This is a genomic window from Gemmatimonas sp. (assembly GCF_031426495.1).
GTDB lineage: Bacteria > Gemmatimonadota > Gemmatimonadetes > Gemmatimonadales > Gemmatimonadaceae > Gemmatimonas.
This window is the reverse complement of sequence record NZ_JANPLK010000004.1, coordinates 1-18,667: the sequence shown is the minus strand read 5'-3', so window position 1 is coordinate 18,667 and position 18,667 is coordinate 1. Positions and strand designations below refer to the sequence as shown.

Annotated in this window: 15 protein-coding genes; all 15 read right to left on the bottom strand. The window is 63.8% G+C overall.

The features are described 5' to 3' along the window. Positions 1-611: 611 nt before the first annotated feature. Entirely contained in the window at positions 612-1,928 is a 1,317-nt protein-coding gene (locus RMP10_RS02195) for a hypothetical protein (RefSeq protein WP_310568841.1), read from the bottom strand. Between the two features lie 10 nt (positions 1,929-1,938). Next, positions 1,939-2,679, bottom strand: a complete 741-nt coding sequence (locus RMP10_RS02190) for a hypothetical protein (protein ID WP_309673144.1) — start codon at positions 2,677-2,679, stop codon at positions 1,939-1,941. Positions 2,680-2,914: 235 nt separating this feature from the next. After that, positions 2,915-6,241 carry a preprotein translocase subunit SecA gene (secA, locus tag RMP10_RS02185; RefSeq protein ID WP_310568840.1) on the bottom strand — a complete coding sequence of 1,109 codons (3,327 nt, stop codon included), beginning with the start codon at positions 6,239-6,241 and terminating at the stop codon, positions 2,915-2,917. Between the two features lie 48 nt (positions 6,242-6,289). Then, positions 6,290-6,928, bottom strand: coding sequence for a nicotinate (nicotinamide) nucleotide adenylyltransferase (nadD, locus tag RMP10_RS02180; RefSeq protein ID WP_310568839.1), 639 nt, complete (start codon positions 6,926-6,928; stop codon positions 6,290-6,292). A 19-nt stretch (positions 6,929-6,947) separates the two neighbouring features. Next, a complete protein-coding gene (gene bamD / locus RMP10_RS02175) occupies positions 6,948-7,796 on the bottom strand; it encodes an outer membrane protein assembly factor BamD (protein ID WP_310568838.1) in 849 nt (282 codons plus the stop codon). A gap of 58 nt (positions 7,797-7,854) precedes the next feature. Further along, positions 7,855-9,213, bottom strand: coding sequence for a nucleotide sugar dehydrogenase (locus RMP10_RS02170; RefSeq protein ID WP_309673149.1), 1,359 nt, complete (start codon positions 9,211-9,213; stop codon positions 7,855-7,857). A gap of 10 nt (positions 9,214-9,223) precedes the next feature. Continuing rightward, a complete protein-coding gene (locus RMP10_RS02165; protein ID WP_309673150.1) occupies positions 9,224-10,336 on the bottom strand; it encodes a DegT/DnrJ/EryC1/StrS family aminotransferase in 1,113 nt (370 codons plus the stop codon). A gap of 11 nt (positions 10,337-10,347) precedes the next feature. Beyond that, entirely contained in the window at positions 10,348-11,409 is a 1,062-nt protein-coding gene (locus RMP10_RS02160; protein WP_310568837.1) for a Gfo/Idh/MocA family oxidoreductase, read from the bottom strand. Beyond that, positions 11,406-12,059, bottom strand: coding sequence for a DapH/DapD/GlmU-related protein (locus RMP10_RS02155; RefSeq protein ID WP_310568836.1), 654 nt, complete (start codon positions 12,057-12,059; stop codon positions 11,406-11,408). The genes RMP10_RS02160 and RMP10_RS02155 overlap by 4 nt, the downstream gene beginning before the upstream one ends. Before the next feature lie 11 nt (positions 12,060-12,070). Continuing rightward, complete coding sequence (carB, locus tag RMP10_RS02150) at positions 12,071-15,337, bottom strand: carbamoyl-phosphate synthase large subunit (RefSeq protein WP_310568835.1); 3,267 nt, start codon at positions 15,335-15,337, stop codon at positions 12,071-12,073. Next, positions 15,321-16,319: a GDP-mannose 4,6-dehydratase gene (locus RMP10_RS02145; RefSeq protein ID WP_310568834.1), complete on the bottom strand. Its 999-nt coding sequence runs from the start codon at positions 16,317-16,319 to the stop codon at positions 15,321-15,323. Before RMP10_RS02145 ends, carB begins: the two co-directional genes overlap by 17 nt. Further along, the gene (gmd, locus tag RMP10_RS02140; protein ID WP_310568833.1) at positions 16,282-17,247 is read right to left on the bottom strand and encodes a GDP-mannose 4,6-dehydratase; all 966 of its coding nucleotides are present in this window, start codon (positions 17,245-17,247) and stop codon (positions 16,282-16,284) included. The genes RMP10_RS02145 and gmd overlap by 38 nt, the downstream gene beginning before the upstream one ends. Positions 17,248-17,360: 113 nt before the next feature. Next, entirely contained in the window at positions 17,361-17,582 is a 222-nt protein-coding gene (gene rpmB / locus RMP10_RS02135) for a 50S ribosomal protein L28 (RefSeq protein WP_171224249.1), read from the bottom strand. An 11-nt stretch (positions 17,583-17,593) separates the two neighbouring features. Further along, positions 17,594-17,950 (bottom strand): 50S ribosomal protein L17, encoded by a 357-nt coding sequence (gene rplQ, locus RMP10_RS02130; RefSeq protein ID WP_171224248.1) that lies wholly within the window; start codon positions 17,948-17,950, stop codon positions 17,594-17,596. A 5-nt stretch (positions 17,951-17,955) separates the two neighbouring features. Next, positions 17,956-18,667 (bottom strand): DNA-directed RNA polymerase subunit alpha C-terminal domain-containing protein (locus RMP10_RS02125; RefSeq protein ID WP_310568832.1); only part of this gene is annotated, 712 nt, incomplete at its 5' end.

The window sequence follows — 18,667 nt, the reverse complement described above, 5'->3', positions numbered from 1 at the left end:
TCTCGCTGCAGCCCTGAAGAAGCCGCAGGTCAGTGATACCGTCCCACACATCCATCGATCTCGAACTTCGATTGTCAAACAGCGATGCTACTTCCCTGCTATGTGAGCGCAACCGCTTGCGGTTGCGTCAGTTACCTTTTTCGTTTCGCCACGTTCTCTGCGGCAGATCGTATTAATAAACCGCCGTGCTGCTCTCGTCAAGGCGTCCGGTTGAGCTTTTTTACGAGTTCGAAGCGCGTTCGTGACCAGCACGAATACCGCATCGCCCGCAGCCCGATCGGCCGCCGCGCCTCCACTGGAGGACAGCGCTTGCCGCGCTTCGCACCGGTCCCTGCTAGGCTATGCCTGAGAGACTGCGGCCCGCTGAAGCAACGACACACCAGCCGGAGCCGGTGAACGAAAACCCCCACAACGCCACATGCATCGAAATGCCATGGTCGAGTCGGCTACGTTCAACCGTCTCGGCGGGTCGGGGATATAAACCCATCTGAGCCCGAGTGTCAACACCTCAATGACCAATTATGTGACAGAGCAGCAAAAAAAGGGCGGGCATTCCATCAGGATTGCCCGCCCTTGAACCTCACTCGACCATGCCTAGCCCCATCGAGCGATCAGTTCCCGCCACTGCCCCGCGGCTTCGCCGTCCGACCCGCGTCACCCCCACCGGAGCTACTTCCCGCACCCGTGCCGCTGCCGCTCGGGCCGCTGCTGCCAGCCCCGCTGCTGCCGGACTGGCTACTACCCCCGAAGATGCTTGATGGAGCCGGAGACGACGAACCGCCCGAGTTCGCGCGCGTGTATCCGGCACCGCGGACCGCACGCCCCAGATTCACACGGGCGGACGGATCCGAGTCACCCCGATTCACGATGATGACCGGCGTGTTGCCCGGGTAATAGCCGTTGCCGAATCCATACGGGCTGTAGAGTCCGCCGTAGCCGTATCGGAGGCTATACGGGTCGAACGGGCTCAAGCCATACTGCCAGCCGAGACCCCACGCACCCAGACCACCAGGGCCGTAACAAAAATCATCCATCCGGCGGCACCCGCCACGCAGACGTGAGCTCGAGATCCCCCCGGTGAGGACATCCCCCGCCATGGGCCGACTGCGATCTGCACTGGGTGTGCGAACGGCGAACGTTTCGGGATTGGAAATCGCGATCATGAGGTCGATGACGCGCGGCGGCATGCCTCCGTCCGCCAACCGCACGAGTTCCTTGCCGTTCACCGAGAACTGTTGCCGTGTTTCGGTCAGCCACGCTTCCGTCAAAGCGGCCGGCGCACGCTTCGCCACCGCGAGCACGTCGCTGTTGAGTAACGGGGCGCCGACCGCAAGACGTAGCGACGGCGTGGACGGGGCCGAACTGGCGCCGAGGCGCGCCCACTCGCCGAGGGAATCGACGACGTAGCGCAGCGTCATCACCGAGGTCGCAGAATTTCCGCCGACGTCGAGATGCTGCACCTGCATCCACTCACCAGCCGACGACATCGTCATCAATCCCGTCTCGAGCCGCTTGGCGCCTCGACCGCAGGACAGCTCCGCCTGCATGAGAAGTCGACGCTCATCCGGCATCCACGTCGCCGTCTCGGTGCCGGTGCAGCCGTCGATCGACTTCGGCATGCGCGTACCGGGAAGCGGCACGGCGGCTCGCGTCGCGACGTTAGCGCTGTCGAATACCACGAGGTCGACGCTTCCGGCGATCGTCGCCGAGGGCACGACGCAGGCCATGGAGGGTGGCTTTGGTGTCTGTCCAACGCCAGACCCTATCGACTGCGCCGACGGCGTCCAGCAGCCCATCCAAGGCTGAAACCGCGGGTCAACGGATTGCCCCGCGACTGACTGCGCCGACAGTACTCCGGCGCCGAGCATCGATGCGATCGCCGTGACGCGCGCCGTGCGCAGTGCACCAACGTGTTGGATCGAAGTCATGAGGTCGTCCTCAGAAGCGGAAGAGAAGGCCGGCGGTCAGGCCGACACCGGACAGATCGATCGGCGAGAAATCCCGAAAATCGGAGCTGAGCGCGCCACGCGCATGCTCGTAGCGCAACTCCGCATTGAGCCCGATGTGCGGCGTCAACGAATACGTCGTCCCGACGGAACCGAAGGCCATGGCCGACACGTCGGTGGACTTAAGCGCTGTACGGAATACGTCAAGCGTCTGGTAATCCACGAACTCCCCGTCCTGTTTGAACAGGTAGTACATCATCCCACCACCTGCCGCGAGGTACGGTGACAACTTGCTGGGCACCCACGCCAACTTGCTGATGCTGCGCCCTTCAGGACGCAGATGCAGTTTCAGCCCCGCCGTGATCGGAATGCGCCGGAACGTCGTGCGCTGTTCGATCGGCAAATCATCGGTGCCGATGAAGTCGCGATCCTCGGAGCGCTTCACGCGCGTGTTGATGCCGGTGCCGAGCAGCAGGTCGACTCGCGAATGAACACGAAAGGCCAGATCGGTCGCGAGCGAGAGACCGCTGAAGTCGCCGCGATCGACGGTAAGCCGATCGGTGACGAAGGAGAACACGTCGCTGGAGGCGCTCGCCCGAGAGAAGCCGCCGCGAATAGACCATGTCGCATGCGGTGGCGAGAACAAGAAGCCGTCGCCGCCGGTGGATTGTGCCGACAACGGCAGAGCGGGAGCAAGTACGGCCAATAGGCCGCAGAAAGACCTCATACGCATTGGAGGCGCTCACGGAAGGGGATTCCGTAAATATACCAGATGTTCCCGGTTCGGGTTCCACCAGCCCTGGCCGTCCGACTCCGGTCCCCCCGGCGGCCTACCCGACGCGACCCCTCCTGCCTCTCCGCTCTGTCGCGCCGGGCCGGGCCCGCTCGTGGGTTGCCCCACGATGCGCCCTAGCCGTCAGCAGCCTGTCAGCGGCTGCGTCAGGATGGCCCAACCCGGCGTGCAGCGTCTAGAGATTCACTCCGTGGCACTTCTTGAACTTCTTCCCGGAGCCACAGGGACAGGCGTTGTTCCGCGGCGTCGATTCCCAGCCTGGCGGTAGTGCTCCCCCACCCACCTCGAGAGACCGCACCGGTCCGGCGCCGACCACGGCAGGGGTACCGCGCGCGATCGGCCGCGCCGGCTCCGCCATGCCTTCGTCCGTCGACTCGTCGAAATCAACGTCGAGCTCCTCGTCGATCGCATCCACGAGCTCGAGTTCCTCGGCGGGGATGTCCTCCAGAATGCCGAGAGCATTGTACCGCTTGGTCGGACGCGTATCCTGCCGCGGGAATTCGTCCATCGGCGGTGCCGACTCGAAACTCTCCATCGGCGACGGCTCGAACACCAACTGCGCCTTGAGGAAGCGTTCGGTGAACGTGTTCGCGAGATCGTGCATGAGATCTTCGAACATCGTGTAGGCATCCTGCTTGTACTCGACGAGCGGGTCCTTCTGGCCCCACGACCGATAGTGAATCGACGCGCGCAACTGGTCGAGATCATAGAGATGATCCTTCCACTTCTCGTCGATCACGTTGAGCGTGACGAGCGAGAGGAGACGATCGGCGAAACCCTGCCCGCTCTCGTCGGTGACGGCGTTCAGGCTATCGAGCTTCTGGTCGAATGCCGCGCGCCCGGCCTCGACGGCAATCGCCTGCGCCTCCTCCACCGAGCCCGCACGCGCGCCTTCGGCAAAGGCCGACACCTGGAGCATGTAATGCATCAGGAGATCCTGCTGCACATACTCGAAGTCCCAATCTTCCTGCTTGTCGAAGGTGGCCAGCGCCTGCTCGACGCGACGCTGCACACCGCGGTCGATCATCTTGAGCGCCTCGCCCTTGAGCTCTTCACCGCCCTCGAGCGCGAAGGCACGCAGCGAGTAGATCACCTCGCGCTGCTGATTCATCACGTCGTCGTACTCGAGCAGCCGCTTGCGCGACTGGAAGTTCTGCAGTTCGACGCGCTTCTGTGCCTGTTCGATGGAACGCGAGATCAACGGATGCGCGAGCACTTCGCCATCCTGCGCGCCCATACGATCCATCAGTTTAGCAATCCGGTCGGACCCGAAGAGCCGCATCAGGTCGTCTTCGAGGGACAGAAAGAACTGCGACGCGCCGGGGTCGCCCTGTCGGCCGGACCGCCCACGAAGCTGGCGATCAATACGTCGTGATTCATGACGTTCGGAGCCGATGATATGCAATCCCCCGGTCTCCGAGATCTCAAGCTCCTTGCCATCGGGATCGGTGACAGTCGAAGCCTTCGCCTCAGTGACTCCGGCGCCGAGTTTGATGTCGGTGCCGCGACCGGCCATGTTCGTCGCGATCGTGATCGCGCCCGCATGACCCGCGCCCGCCACGATCTCGGCCTCGCGCTGGTGATACTTCGCGTTCAACACGTTGTGTTTGAGCCCGGCGCGCGCGAACAGTCGCGCCAGCGTTTCGGATGCTTCGACGCTGGCCGTTCCGACCAGCACGGGATACCCGAGCTCGTGGAGTCGCTTCGTTTCGTCGACGATCGCGTTGTACTTCTCGCGACGCGTTTTGTAGACGTAGTCCTGGCGATCATCGCGCGCGATCGGCCTGTTGGTCGGAATCACCGACACCGACAGACCGTAGATCTCGTGGAACTCGTTCTCTTCCGTTTCGGCCGTACCAGTCATGCCGGCCAGCTTCTCGTACATGCGGAAGTAGTTCTGAATCGTGATCGTGGCGAGCGTCTGCGTCTCGCCCTTGACCTGCACGCGCTCCTTGGCTTCGACGGCCTGGTGCAGCCCCTCGCTCCACCGGCGACCGGGCATGGTACGGCCGGTGAACTCATCAACGATGAGCACCTGCGCTTCTTGCACGACGTAGTTTACGTCACGCTCGTACAGGGCATGCGCGCGCAGCAGCTGATGGATGATGTTCAACCGCTCGCTCTTGAGCGCGTACTCGCGCTCGATCGCGTTGCGCTGCTCGAGGCGTTCCGTGGCGGAGATGTCATGATCGCGATCGAGCTTGCCGATCATGAGCGAGATGTCGGGGAGCACAAACTGGTCGTGCGCCTCGGGCGACAGATAGTCGAGCCCCTGCTCGGTCAGGTGCACGGTGTGCCCCCTCTCATCGAGCACGTAGAGCAGGTCGTCCTCGATCTCTCGATACGTCCGCTTGCTCATCGGGAGCTTCTTGTCCGAAATGATGTCGAGCTCCATGCGCTGTACGAGCTGCTTCACACCGGATTCCTGCAGCGCCTTCACGAGCCGCTTGTTCTTCGGGCCGCCAAGCTGCGCCTTGTAGAGCTTGAGCGCGGCGTCCTGCTCGTCCTTCGTCTCGAGCGCGCGCTCGCCTTCTCCGACGAGCGTGTTCACCAGCTCGGACTGGCGACGCACGAGACGCTCGACCGCGGTGTTGAACTCCGCATAGCGCCCGTCGCTCTCGTTGCCCACCGGGCCCGAGATAATGAGCGGCGTCCGCGCTTCATCGATGAGGATCGAGTCCACTTCGTCGATGATCGCGAAGATGTGCGTGCGCTGCACGCGCTGCTCAAGCGAGACCACCATGTTGTCGCGCAAGTAGTCGAAGCCGAACTCGTTGTTGGTACCGTACGCAATGTCGCAGCCGTACACCGCGCGACGCTCGTACGTACCCGGCTCGGTGTCGTCGAGGCAGCCGACCGTAAGTCCCAGCCACCGATACAGGTGCCCCATCCACTGCGAATCGCGACGGGCGAGATAGTTGTTCACCGTCACGAGATGTGCGCCGCGTCCCGGCAGCGCATTGAGATACATCGGGAGCGTGGCGACGAGCGTCTTGCCTTCGCCGGTCGCCATTTCGGCAATGCGGCCGAGGTGCAGCTGAATACCACCAATCAGCTGGACATCGTACGGCACCATGTCCCACGTGATCTCGTTGCCCGTCACCAGAACGGTAGAGCCTTTGAGTCGCCGGCAGGCCTCACGCACGGTGGCGAAGGCCTCCGGGAGCAGCTCGTCGAGCACGTCGGCGATGGCCGTGCGCAGCTCGCCTTCCACGCCGCCGCGACCATCGGCACCCTGCAGTTCGAGATCGATGCGTTCACGATCCGCCGCATCGGCGGAATCGTGCTTGGCGGCCTTGAGTTCGGCGATCCGCTGTTCGATCGGTCCGGTGCGTTCGGCCAGCATGCCGCGGAACTTGGCGGTCTGCCCTTGGATCTCTTCGTCGGACAACGAGGCGAGGCGCGCTTCGATCTCATGGATCTCGGACAGCACCGGCTGCACCCGCTTCCGCTCACGTTCATGACGTGTGCCGAACACACGTCCAATCAAGCCCTTCAGCATACGAACCTCATGGCAAGGGCGTCGCGACCGCGAAGTCCCCGTTCGCCATCAGGCGCGCGCTGGGCCCTCCGCAGTCGACAACTCCCGGGAATTCTCGAGATACAGTCCGGTGGTCGCTATGTACGTCGCCACGGGGTCCGGAACGAAGCCCCGAATGGAGCGCCCGTCCCGTACCCGTGCCCTGATTTCGGTTGATGACAGGTCGACGCGTCGCGTCGCCAGTCGTCGTGCCGTCGATGCTCCGATGCTTGCCAGCGGGCCGGCGAGCGCGGCGACATCGTGACCTCGGTCGGCGCGGTGCAGCACAACCAGCTGCACCATCGACAACAACCGAGTCACCTCGCGCCAACGCGGCAACGTGGAGACCACGTCATCGCCGACCAGCAGGTGAAGCATCGCCGACGGCCAACGTCGGCGCAGAGACTCCACGGTGTCAACCATGAAAGATAACCCGCCCCGATCGATTTCGATGGGGTCGACCTCGATGCGCGGGATCCCGCCGAAGCAGGCCTCAACCATCGCCAGCCGGTGCGCGGTGGGCGTCTGGTTCCCGCCCTTGAGCGGCTGTTGGGCCGCCGGCACGACGAGCAGACGATCGAGCGCGAGCTCGTCGAGGGCATCCTGCGCCACCAGGAGGTGGCCGACATGCGGCGGATCAAAACTTCCGCCAAGGATGCCGATGCGCATCGACGTCAGGCCGTGCGGGTCATCCGCGACGCACCGGACCTGGGCGTGCGTAGGCGACTGGCGACATGACCGCCGGAGGCGGCGCCTTGGCGGCGGTGGCCGAATCGGCGGGCTGGGCGCCGCAGGAGGCCTTGACTAACGGATCACCTGGGTACGCGCGCCACATGGCGGTACACGTTTCCGCGGCATCTTCCTTCCAGCGGATCTTTGTGTACAGCTCATGCAGCCGCAGCCACGAGAGGCGGGCCGCCTTTGTGCTCGGGTACGTGGTGACGACATCCTTGAAGTAGATGATCGCCGGGTCGATGGAGCGACGGACGCGCACGTAATGCACGCCGGTGTCGTAGTCCTTCTGCGCCATCCACTCTTCGAGCTGGACAATGCGCTTCTTGGCATCGTCCGTCTCCTTGCTCTCAGGATAGGACGACAGGAGCGCCCGAAGGATCGAGACGGCCTTCTGCCCATTCTCGGGGTCGAGGGACGGTCGACGCCACAGACTCTGGTAGCTACGGCCGACGCCCAGCATCGCGGTCGGCGCGAGCGTGTCGTCGGGGAAACCATCGGTGATCCGTTCGAACGCCTGCGCCGCGAGCAGGTACTCCTTCTGTCGCTCGTGTGACAGCGCCAAATAGAAGTACGCTGGAGCCAATAGCGGATCACGCGCCGACAGATCACTGGTCAGGCGCTCGAAGCCGATCTTCGCGTTGTCCCACTTCTGCCGCTGGAACTCCAGCAGGGATGCACGGAAGAGCGCTTCAGGATTCGCGTAATCGCGAGGTTGGAAACCGCGAGAACAGCCGGCCAATGCTGCGGCAACGCCGAGCAGCATCAACAGGCGAAATTCAACGCGAGACAGTCGGTGACTCATGCGGACTCTGGTACCCGACGCACCGAACGCGGATCCTTTCCGCCAACGGGAGCTCGGTTCATGATGCAGCGCCCACGGTCCGAGTGCCGGACGCCAGTGGGATAATGCGAGCACGCCCGGGCTTGAGCCCGGCCGTGACGTTTCGGGTGTCGACGAGCAATGCCGCGTGATCCACGACGCGCTGGTAGTCGACGTGCTTGTGATCCGTGACGACCACGACCGCGTCCGCCCACCGGAGCATTTCGTCGCTGAGTTCGACACCCTTGCGGCTATGCCCGTCCTCACGGAACTCGTGCACGAACGGGTCGTGGAATTCCACGTGGGCGCCACGCTCCTCGAGCAGGCGGATCACGTCGAGAGCCGGGCTTTCGCGCACGTCATCGATGTCGCGCTTGTAGGCCACGCCGAGCACGAGCACGCGACTGCCGCGCACTGCCTTGCGGACCTCGTTGAGCGCATCGGCCACCTTCTGGACGACCCACTGCGGCATATTGGAATTGATCTCGCTGGCGAGGTCGATGAAGCGCGTCTTGTAGTTGAGGGTGCGCATCTTCCAGGCGAGATAGTGCGGGTCGAGCGGAATGCAGTGGCCCCCGATGCCGGGGCCCGGCGTAAACTTCATGAACCCGAACGGCTTGGTGGCGGCGGCGTTGATGACTTCCCAGACATCCACGCCCAGTTTGTCACACACGATCGCGATTTCGTTCACCAGGCCGATGTTCACGGCCCGGAACGTGTTCTCGAGCAGCTTGACGAGCTCAGCGGCTTCCGGCGAAGAGACCGGGACGACCACGTCGATACAGCTCGCGTAGAGCGCACTGGCGACCTCGACACAGGCTGGCGTGACGCCGCCGACCACCTTGGGGGTGTTCTTGGTCTGGTAGATCGGATTACCCGGGTCGACGCGCTCGGGACTGAACGCCACGAACACATCCGTGCCGACCGTGAGCCCCATCGCCTCCAGCCGCGGCTGCAGCAATTCGCGCGTGGTGCCCGGATAGGTGGTGCTTTCCAGCACCACGCACATGCCCGGATGCGCCTGCCGCGCGATGGCGTCGGCGGCGGCGAGCACGAAGGCCATGTCGGGATCACGCGTCTTGGACAGCGGAGTGGGCACGGCCACCGAGATGGCGTCGCACTCGCCGATGCGAGACTCGACGGCCGTCGCCACGAAACTTCCGGCCGCCACCGCTTCCTGCACGACCTGGCTCGGGATGTCCTGAATGTGTGACTGACCGGCCATGAGCAGATCAATCACCCGCTGACTCACGTCATACCCGATGACGCGAAAGCCCGCGTGCACAAACTCCATCGCGAGCGGCAACCCGACGTAGCCCAGACCGATCACGCCGATGACGGCGGTGCGGTCCTGAATTTTCGAGAGCAGGTGGTCTTTCATCGACGGGGAATCGGCCATGTCGTACGCCTCAGCGTCCAAAGAAGGCTCGCACTGCCCCGATCACTTCATCGAGTTGCAGAGTGGTGAGCTCGGGGAAAACAGGCAGCGACAGCACCTCGAGCGCCGCGCGTTCCGATTCGGGGCATTGCCCCTGCTGGTACCCGAGATACGCGAAGCACGGCTGCAAGTGCAGCGGGAGCGGATAGTACACCGAGCAGCCGATCCCGCGATCCTTGAGGTGCGCCTGGAGCGCATCGCGCTTGGGCACCCGGATCGTGTACTGGTTATAGATCGACGTGTTGGCGGAATCGATGAACGGTGTGACGACATCGGCAAGATCGGCAAACGCCGCATCGTAATAGGCGGCGTTCCGGCGACGTGCCGCGCTCCACGACTCCAGATGCGGCAGCTTGGCGCGTAACACGGCCGCCTGCAGTGCATCCAGGCGGCTGTTGTAGCCGACGATCTCGTGAAAGTAGGTCCGGCGGCTGCCGTGGGTACGCAGCTTCATGAGCGCCTCGAAGAGCGCGTCGTCCTGCGTGACCATCATGCCACCGTCGCCGTACCCGCCGAGATTCTTCGAAGGAAAGAAGCTGTACGTGCCGATGGTCGCGGCCTCACCGGCCATCACCGTGGCACCGTTGATCAGCCGGCTCGCCCCGATCGACTGGGCGGCGTCTTCGATCACCGGCCGTCCTTGGGCGGCGTCGTTGACCTGCTCAATCGCCGCCATCTGACCGAACAGGTCAACCGCGATGACAGCCTTGGTCTTTGCACCAACAGCGTCACGGATGGCGTCGGGCGCAATGTTGAATGTGCGCGGATCAATATCGACGAACACCGGGCGCGCGCCGACGTTGTGCACGGCGCCAGCGGTCGCGAAGAACGTGAACGGCGTGGTGACCACTTCATCGCCAACTGCGACATCGAGGGCGCGCAGCGCCATCAGCAAGGCGTCGGTGCCGTTGGCGCAGCCGACGGCGTACTTGACGTGCGAGAGGCCGGCGACGCTGCACTCGAGCTGCGCGACCGGATCTCCGAGGATAAACGCCTGCTGATCCACGACGTCCATGACGGCGGCGACGACTTCATCACGGATGGTGGCGTGCTGCGCCTTGAGGTCCAGAAGAGGAACGGCCATGACGGTTTGGTTCAGATGTTGACGCGAAGCGGCAGGGGCACGTCGCGGCCAGTCTTCGCCGATTCGTAGATCCCCAGAATAAGTTCGAGCGACTTGCGACCGGCACGACCGTCGGTGTCGGGGCGCGCGTCGCCGCGCAGCACCGACTCGACATTGCGGTAGTACCCTTCGTGCCCGAAACCGTACACGCTTGGCGGGTTGGTGTTCGCCTGTTCGACGAGCTTGTCGTCGTCATCGTAATCGGCAAAGGTCCAATGTTCGACCTTGTTGACAGCCGTCCCGCCGATTTTCACGCTGCCCTTCTCGCCGAGGATCGTGATCGATCCTTCCAGATTCCGTGGAAAGGTGAGCATCGTGACCTCGATGACGCCGATGGCGCCGGAGCGGAACTTGAGGACCGCCGCCCCGCTGTCTTCGGCCTCGATGCGTCGCGCCATCGTCGCCGTTTTGGCCATAACGCTCTCGACCGGGCCGACGAGCCACTGCACCAGATCGACGTAGTGCGAGGCCTGGTTCATGAACGCGCCGCCGTCGAACTCCCACGTCCCACGCCACGGCGCCTGGTCGTAATAGTCCTGCGGACGCGTCCAGCGCACCGTACAATTTGCCATGTAGATCCGACCGAAGCGCCCCCGATCGATCGCGCGCTTGAGCAGTACGATCGGCGGATTGAGTCGATTCTGCTTCACGACGAACAGGTGTACGTGGTGGTCGTCGCAGGCCTGCACGAGCGCGTCGGCAGCGGCGAGCGAAATCGCCATCGGCTTCTCGGAGATCACATGCCGGCCGGCCTTTGCGGCCATAATGCCGTGCTGCGGATGCAATCCGGACGGCGTCGCGATGATGACCGCGTCACTCGGGACATCGCTCAGCATCTGCTCGTAGCTGGTGAACCACGGCACATCGTACTGCGTGCCGACCAGCTGCGCGCGCTCGGCAATGATGTCGCACACCGCAACGAGTTGCAGCCCCGGAAGCTTGGTGAGCGCCTCGAAGTGATTCCTGGAAATCCGCCCGCATCCCAGCAACGCCACCCGAATGCGCTGCCCGACCGGAATGATGGTCTCCGTCATACCGTTCCCCCGAGGCGAACGACGACGTCGCCATGGCGTTCGTATCGCACGTCGGTGCCCGGGCAGCGGAGCAGTTCGCGCTCACCTTCCGCACCGGCCAGGCTCAGTGACTCGAGCTTGTGTCCGTCTTCCGACATCCAGCCGATGCCACGGCCCGGCACGCCGGCGATGAGCGCGTAATCGGGCACGTCGCGATTGACCACGGCGCCGGCGCCGATGAACGCGAAACGTCCAATCGTGACGCCGCAGACGATCGTGGCGTTCGCCCCGATCGTCGCCCCGCGGCGCACCAGTGTGCGCCGATACTCGTTCTTGCGCGATACCGCGCTACGCGGGTTGTAGACGTTGGTGAAGACCATCGAGGGGCCGCAGAAGACATCGGCCTCGAGTTCCACGCCTTCGTATAACGACACGTTGTTCTGGATTTTCGCGTTGTCGCCAACGACGACCCCATTCATGACCACCACGTTCTGGCCGAGCGAACAGCGCGCACCGATGGCGGCGCCGCCGAGCACGTGACAAAAATGCCAGACGCGCGTACCCGCGCCGATCACCGCACCGGCCTCGACGTACGCCGACTCGTGTACGAGCGCGCCGTCACCGAGCGCGACGCCGAGTGCGACGTGCCCCTGCCCGGCGGAAGCGATCATGCCGGGAATGCTCACGCCGCACCAATGGGCGCGGCGTTGGCCGCCAGCGACGCGGCGAGAATCACGTGCCACTCCTGCAACGACCGCACGCCCGGCTCACGCGACTGACGCGCGGCGATGGCTTCGGCCGCGGCGCTGGCGGCGGACAGCGTGGTGGTATACGGCACGCGGTTGCTGATCGCTGCCTGCCGCAGGCGTTCGTCGTCGACCTGCGCGTGCTTGCCGAGCGGCGTGTTCACGAGTAGATGAATCTCGCCGTTCAGGATCATATCGACGCCGTGCGGCCGGCCTTCGCTGACCTTGAGCACCGACTGCACGGGAATGTCACGCGCGCGCAGATACGCCGCGGTTCCGCTGGTCGCGTAGAGCGTGAAGCCAAGTTCGTGGAAGCGCGCCGCCAACTTCGCGGCGCTGGGCTTGTCGGAATCGTTGACGGTGATGAAGACCGCACCGATACGCGGGAGCGCGTTGTCGGCGGCCAGCTGTGACTTCATGAACGCCGTGCCGAAGTCTTCATCGATGCCCATGACTTCACCGGTGGAGCGCATTTCGGGGCCGAGCACCGGGTCGAACTCGCGGAACTTGTTGAACGGGAACACTGCTTCCTTCACACTGAAGAAGGGCGGCACGATTTCCGAGGTGAAGCCGATCTCGGCCAACGTTTCGCCAAGCATCAGACGCGCGGCGACGGAGGCGAGCGACACGCCGATCGCCTTCGACACGAACGGCACGGTGCGCGAGGCACGCGGGTTCACTTCGATGACGTAGACCACGCCGTCCTTGTAGGCATACTGCACGTTGATCAATCCGACCACGCCCAGCTTCTTGGCGAAGGCCACGGTGTGTGCGCGCATCTGATCGGCCGCTTCCTGCGGAATCAGATACGGCGGCAGCACGCACGCGGAGTCACCGGAGTGAATACCGGCACTCTCGATGTGCTCCATGACCGAACCGATCACCACATTCGTGCCATCGGAGAGCGCGTCGACGTCGGCCTCGAACGCATCCTCGAGGAACTTGTCGACGAGCACCGGGCGGTCTTCGCTCACGCGTGCCGCACGTTCGAAGTAACCACGCAACGACGCGGCGTCATGGACGATTTCCATCGCGCGACCGCCGAGCACGTACGATGGGCGCACGAGCACGGGATACCCGATTCGATCGGCGATCTCGACGGCTTCGTCCACGCTGGTGGCTGTTCCGTTCGCCGGCTGCGCGATACCGAGTTCACGCACGATCGCTTCGAAGCGACGACGATCCTCGGCGATGTCGATGGCGTCGGGTGATGTGCCGAGAATGCGCACACCGGCCGCCTCGAGCGGTCGCGTGAGCTTGAGCGGCGTTTGACCACCGAGCTGCACGATGACGCCGAGCGGATTCTCGCGATGCACAATTTCGAGCACGTCTTCGAGCGTGAGCGGCTCGAAGTACAGCTTGTCGGAGATATCGAAGTCGGTGGAGACCGTTTCCGGATTCGAGTTGACCATGATGGTCTCGTATCCCCGCTCGCGCAGCGCCAACACGGCGCGCACACAGCAGTAGTCAAACTCGACGCCCTGCCCGATACGATTGGGGCCCGACCCGAGAATGACGACCTTCGGCCGTCCTTCGGTGGCCGCCTCGCTCTCCTCGTCGTAGCAGCCGTACAGATACGGTGTGGTAGAGGGAAACTCACCGGCACAGGTATCGATCATCTTGTACGACGGGCGCACGCCGAGCGACCAGCGCATGGCGCGGGCCTCGTGTTCGGTGCCACCGCGCAGCGCACCGAGCTGTCGATCGGAGAAGCCGAGACGCTTCATGCGACGCATGCTATCGGCATCCACCAACGGCTTCTGCTGGTACTCCGCCTCAGCGACGATCAGCTCGTGCAACTGATCGAGAAACCACGGATCAATACCCGTGATCTCGTGCAGCTCGGCCGTGCCCATGCCCAGCAGCATGGCCCGCTTGAGCTGATAGATGCGTTCCGGCGTCGGGCGACGGAGTGCGCCACGCAGCTCCTCCTTCGACCCCTCGACGAGTCGGTCGTCGACGAGACGCTCGCCGACGGTCCAGCCGCTGCGACCCGTCTCGAGTGCGCGCAGCGCCTTCTGGAAGGCCTCCTTGAACGTGCGACCGATCGCCATCGACTCGCCGACGGACTTCATCTGCGTGGTCAGGCCCGGATCGGACGACGTGAACTTCTCGAAGGCGAAGCGCGGGCACTTCACGATCACGTAATCGAGCACGGGCTCGAAGCTGGCCGGTGTCGTCTTGGTGATGTCGTTCGGTACTTCGTCAAGCGTGTATCCCACGGCGAGCTTGGCACCGATACGCGCGATCGGAAAGCCCGTAGCCTTGGACGCAAGGGCCGACGAGCGCGACACGCGCGGGTTCATCTCGATGACGATCAAATCGCCGTTGGCCGGATTCACGGCAAACTGAATGTTGCATCCGCCGGCATCGACCCCGATTTCGCGGATGATGGCCACGGCCGCGTCGCGCATGGTCTGATACTCACGATCGGTGAGCGTCATCGCGGGCGCGACGGTGATCGAGTCACCGGTATGCACGCCCATGGGATCGAGATTCTCGATCGAACAGACGATCACCACGTTGTCGGCGCAATCGCGCATCACTTCGAGTTCATACTCCTTCCAGCCCAGCAGCGAGCGCTCGATGAGCACCGAGCCCACGGGCGACAAGTCGAGACCACGTCGCACCATCGTCTCGAATTCTTCGCGGTTGTACGCGATGCCGCCACCGGTACCGCCGAGCGTGAACGACGGCCGGATAACCGACGGAAATCCAGTCTCTTCAACACCAGCGATCGCGTCCTCGAGCGTGGTGACGGTGCGGCCGGTCGGACAGGTGAGCCCGATCTTCGTCATGGCTTCACCGAAAAGCTTGCGATCTTCGGCGACGCGAATGGCGCGCGCGTTGGCACCAATGAGTTCGCAGCCGTACTTGTCGAGCACCCCGCTGTCGTACAGCGCGAGCGCGACGTTGAGCGCCGTCTGTCCGCCCATCGTGGGCAATACCGCGTCCGGGCGCTCTTTCGCGATCACCTTTTCGACAAACTCGGCCGTGACCGGTTCGATGTACGTGCGGTCAGCGAACTCCGGATCGGTCATGATCGTGGCCGGATTGGAATTCACGAGGATGACCTCGTACCCCTCTTCGCGCAGGGCTTTGATCGCCTGCGTTCCGGAGTAATCAAATTCAGCAGCCTGTCCGATTACGATCGGTCCGGAGCCGATCACGAGAATCCGTTGCAGGTCAGAGCGTCGCGGCATGGAGGAGATCGTCGATGATGTCGTCAAGAGCGCGCGTGGCGGACCATCCGGTGGCGCGCTGCAATTTGTGCGAATCCCCGATCAGTACGGGGACGTCAACCGGGCGTACCAGCGACGGATCTTCGACGGGCGTCGCCTGCACACCGGCACGCGCCAAGACCCGGTCGAGTATCTGCTGCACCGACCACCCGGTGCCGCTGGCCACGTTGTACGCCTCGCCAGGCGTGCCCCGTTGGCAGAGTGAAATATACGCAGCAACGACGTCACTTACATGGAGGAAATCGCGGATCGGCGCGCGATTCCCAACCGGCATGGTCGTTCCCGGCGCGGCGCCGCGGAGTTCGACCGCGCGCTGCACCAATGCTGGGAGCAGGAATCGCGTCGGCTGCCCTCGGCCACTGTGGTTGAAGCTGCGCGCGACGACCACGTTGAGCCCCGTCGCCCGCCAAGCTTGCAAGGCGAGCACCTCCTGCGCGGTCTTGGTGGCAGCGTACACCGTTCGCGGGGCCTGCACGGAGCTTTCGAGCAGCGGAAATTCATGGGTCTCATGACGTCCGTACTGCTCGGCGCTGCCGACGATCAGCACGGTGGGGTCAATCGTCCCGGCGTCGCGGGCGTGGCCGAGCGCGTGCAGCAGGCGCGCGGTCGCGGTGACGTTGACGTCCCACGCGAGCGCCGGATCAGCGGCCGCCGTCGGCACGTGCGAGATCGCCGCGAGGTGAATCACCGTATCGGGCCGCGCGGTGGCTACGACATGCGCCACGTACTCCGCGTCCCGGAGGTCACCGTATAACCATTGGGCATCCCCGCCCAATGCGGCCGGCGCGCCGGGAGGATCAGTGGCGAGCGCGAACAGCTCGCCCCCTGCGTCCCGAAGTGCTTCGAGCAAATATGACCCGACGAAGCCGGCGGCTCCGGTCACGAGCACGCGCTTCACGACGGCATCACCGCTGGCGTTCGTACCGCGCGAGATCGGCGGCAACCATCATGCTCACCAGCTCGGCGAAGGGCACCTTGGGCGTCCAGCCAAGCCGTTGCTCGGCCTTCGACGGATCAGCTACCAGCAGATCCACCTCGGCCGGCCGGAAGAACTTCTCATCCTGCTTCACATACTCGAGATAATCGAGATCCACGGCGCCGAACGCGGCGCCGCAGAAATCGCGTACGGAGTACGTCTCGCCCGTTCCGATCACGAAGTCGTCGGGCTCATCGAGCTGAAGCATGCGCCACATGGCGTCGACGTAATCACCAGCGAAGCCCCAGTCACGACGCGCCTCGAGATTGCCGAGTCGCAGCTCATGTTGCAGGCCGAGTTTGATGCGGGCGACGGCGTCGGTGATTTTGCGCGTGACGAACTCGAGGCCGCGACGCGGCGACTCGTGATTGAACAGAATGCCGGAGACCGCGAAGAGGTTGAAGCTTTCGCGATAATTCACCGTGATCCAGTGGCCGTAGACCTTGGCGACGCCGTACGGCGAGCGCGGATAGAACGGCGTGGACTCGCGCTGCGGCGTTTCAACGACCTTTCCGAACTGCTCGCTGGAGCTGGCCTGATAGAAGCGCGACTTGGGCGCAGCTTTGCGCATCGCCTCCAGCATCCTGGTGACACCGAGCGCGGTGAATTCACCAGTGAGCACGGGCTGGGTCCACGAGGTCTGTACGAAGCTCTGCGCGGCGAGATTATAAATCTCGTCGGGCTGCGTTTCATGTACGACGTCGGTGAGCGACGTCTGATCGAGCAGATCGGCCGACACGAGTTCGACGCGATCGACGAGATGGGCGATACGCTCATAGGGCGTCGTGGACGAGCGACGCACAACGCCGACGACGCGGTAGCCCTTGGCGAGCAGTAACTCGGCGAGGTAGGAGCCGTCCTGTCCGGTAATCCCGGTGATCAGTGCAGTCTTCAACAGAGTACTCAGTCGGAAGTCAGGAGTCGTGAGTGGCGACAACGGAAGGCATATGTACAAAGCGGGGAGCCCGGCAACTGCGAGCTCCCCGCTGAGACGTCACCGTACGCGAGTTACGCGACGGCAACCTGACCGCGCGGCGCGCGGGTGATCTTACCGGCCGCGATGCACCGCGTGCAGGCCTTGACCTTGATGACCTTCCCTTCGCTGAGGGTACGCACCACTTGGAGATTGGGTCTCCAGGTCCGGCGCGTCTTGTTGTTCGCGTGCGAGACGCTGTTTCCAAAGGCAACGCCCTTGTCGCAGACGTAGCAGCGGTGTCTATCGATAGCCATGTCCGATATCCTCAGCTCTGGACCAATTCGATCCGCGCCATTTCCGCACCGTCACCCTTGCGGTGGCCGGTTTTGAGAATGCGCGTATAACCGCCCGGTCGCGTGGCGAACATGGGGCCGATTTCTTGGAAGAGCTTGTCGGCCGCCTCACGCTTGTGGACGTGCTTGCCAGCCAGGCGGCGCGCGTGGAGCGTGCCGGTCCGGGCCTTTGTAATCAGCTTCTCAACGAAGGGGCGGAGTTCTTTCGCCTTCGCCTCAGTCGTCTCGATCGCACCCTGCTCAATGAGCGAGGTAGCGAGGTTGCGAAGCAGCGCGAGGCGCTGCTCACTCGTCCGCCGAAGTTGGCGGTTTGCCTTGCGATGGCGCATGGGAATTACTCCTCGTCGTCTTCGTCGTCAGGCGCGTTCTCGGCCGCGCGGCTGGGCGGGGTGCCCATATCGAGGATACGCACACCATCTGTGCTCTCCTCGTATCGCATGCCGAAATTGAGCCCTTCCTTCTCGAGCAGCGCGGCGATTTCCTGCAGAGACTTCTTGCCGAAGTTCTTGACCTGAAGGATTTGCGCCTCGGTCTGGCGAACCAGATCGCCGAGCGAGCGGATGTTCGAGTTCTTGAGTGAATTGACCGAGCGAACCGAGAGTTCGAGATCGTCGATCGGAGTGCGGAACAGTTCGGCCAAGCGCAGCGCGTCGCTGTTGGAGCCGTCGCCCCCTGCGCCAGGCTGTGCGGAAGCCGACGACCCGAAGCCCACGAAATACTGGAAGTGGGTCTGGGCCAGCGCTGCTGCGTAGCTCACCGCTTCCTCGGGCGACATCGTGCCGTTGGTTTCGACGGTCAGCGTGAGACGGTCATAGTCGGTACGCTGTCCAACGCGCGTCTCGGAGACGGCGAAGTTGACGCGGCGCACCGGGCTATAGATGGCATCGATACGCACCACGTCGACGGAGAGATTCTTGTCGGCGGGATGCTGATCGCTCTCGATGTAGCCCCGTCCCTTGTTCACGTACAACTCGACGTTGAACTCGCGGTCGTCCGTGATGGTGAACAGGTGATGCGACGGATCGATGACGCGCACACCGCCGCCG

Coding starts and splice junctions, on each gene's coding strand:
- RMP10_RS02155 (WP_310568836.1), bottom strand. CDS start 12,059: ATGATCGCTTCCGCCGGGCAGGGGCACGTCGCACTCGGCGTCGCGCTC.
- bamD (WP_310568838.1), bottom strand. CDS start 7,796: ATGAGTCACCGACTGTCTCGCGTTGAATTTCGCCTGTTGATGCTGCTC.
- RMP10_RS02165 (WP_309673150.1), bottom strand. CDS start 10,336: ATGGCCGTTCCTCTTCTGGACCTCAAGGCGCAGCACGCCACCATCCGT.
- nadD (WP_310568839.1), bottom strand. CDS start 6,928: ATGCGCATCGGCATCCTTGGCGGAAGTTTTGATCCGCCGCATGTCGGC.
- secA (WP_310568840.1), bottom strand. CDS start 6,241: ATGCTGAAGGGCTTGATTGGACGTGTGTTCGGCACACGTCATGAACGT.
- rpmB (WP_171224249.1), bottom strand. CDS start 17,582: ATGGCTATCGATAGACACCGCTGCTACGTCTGCGACAAGGGCGTTGCC.
- carB (WP_310568835.1), bottom strand. CDS start 15,337: ATGCCGCGACGCTCTGACCTGCAACGGATTCTCGTGATCGGCTCCGGA.
- RMP10_RS02190 (WP_309673144.1), bottom strand. CDS start 2,679: ATGCGTATGAGGTCTTTCTGCGGCCTATTGGCCGTACTTGCTCCCGCT.
- RMP10_RS02195 (WP_310568841.1), bottom strand. CDS start 1,928: ATGACTTCGATCCAACACGTTGGTGCACTGCGCACGGCGCGCGTCACG.
- RMP10_RS02170 (WP_309673149.1), bottom strand. CDS start 9,213: ATGGCCGATTCCCCGTCGATGAAAGACCACCTGCTCTCGAAAATTCAG.
- RMP10_RS02160 (WP_310568837.1), bottom strand. CDS start 11,409: ATGACGGAGACCATCATTCCGGTCGGGCAGCGCATTCGGGTGGCGTTG.
- rplQ (WP_171224248.1), bottom strand. CDS start 17,950: ATGCGCCATCGCAAGGCAAACCGCCAACTTCGGCGGACGAGTGAGCAG.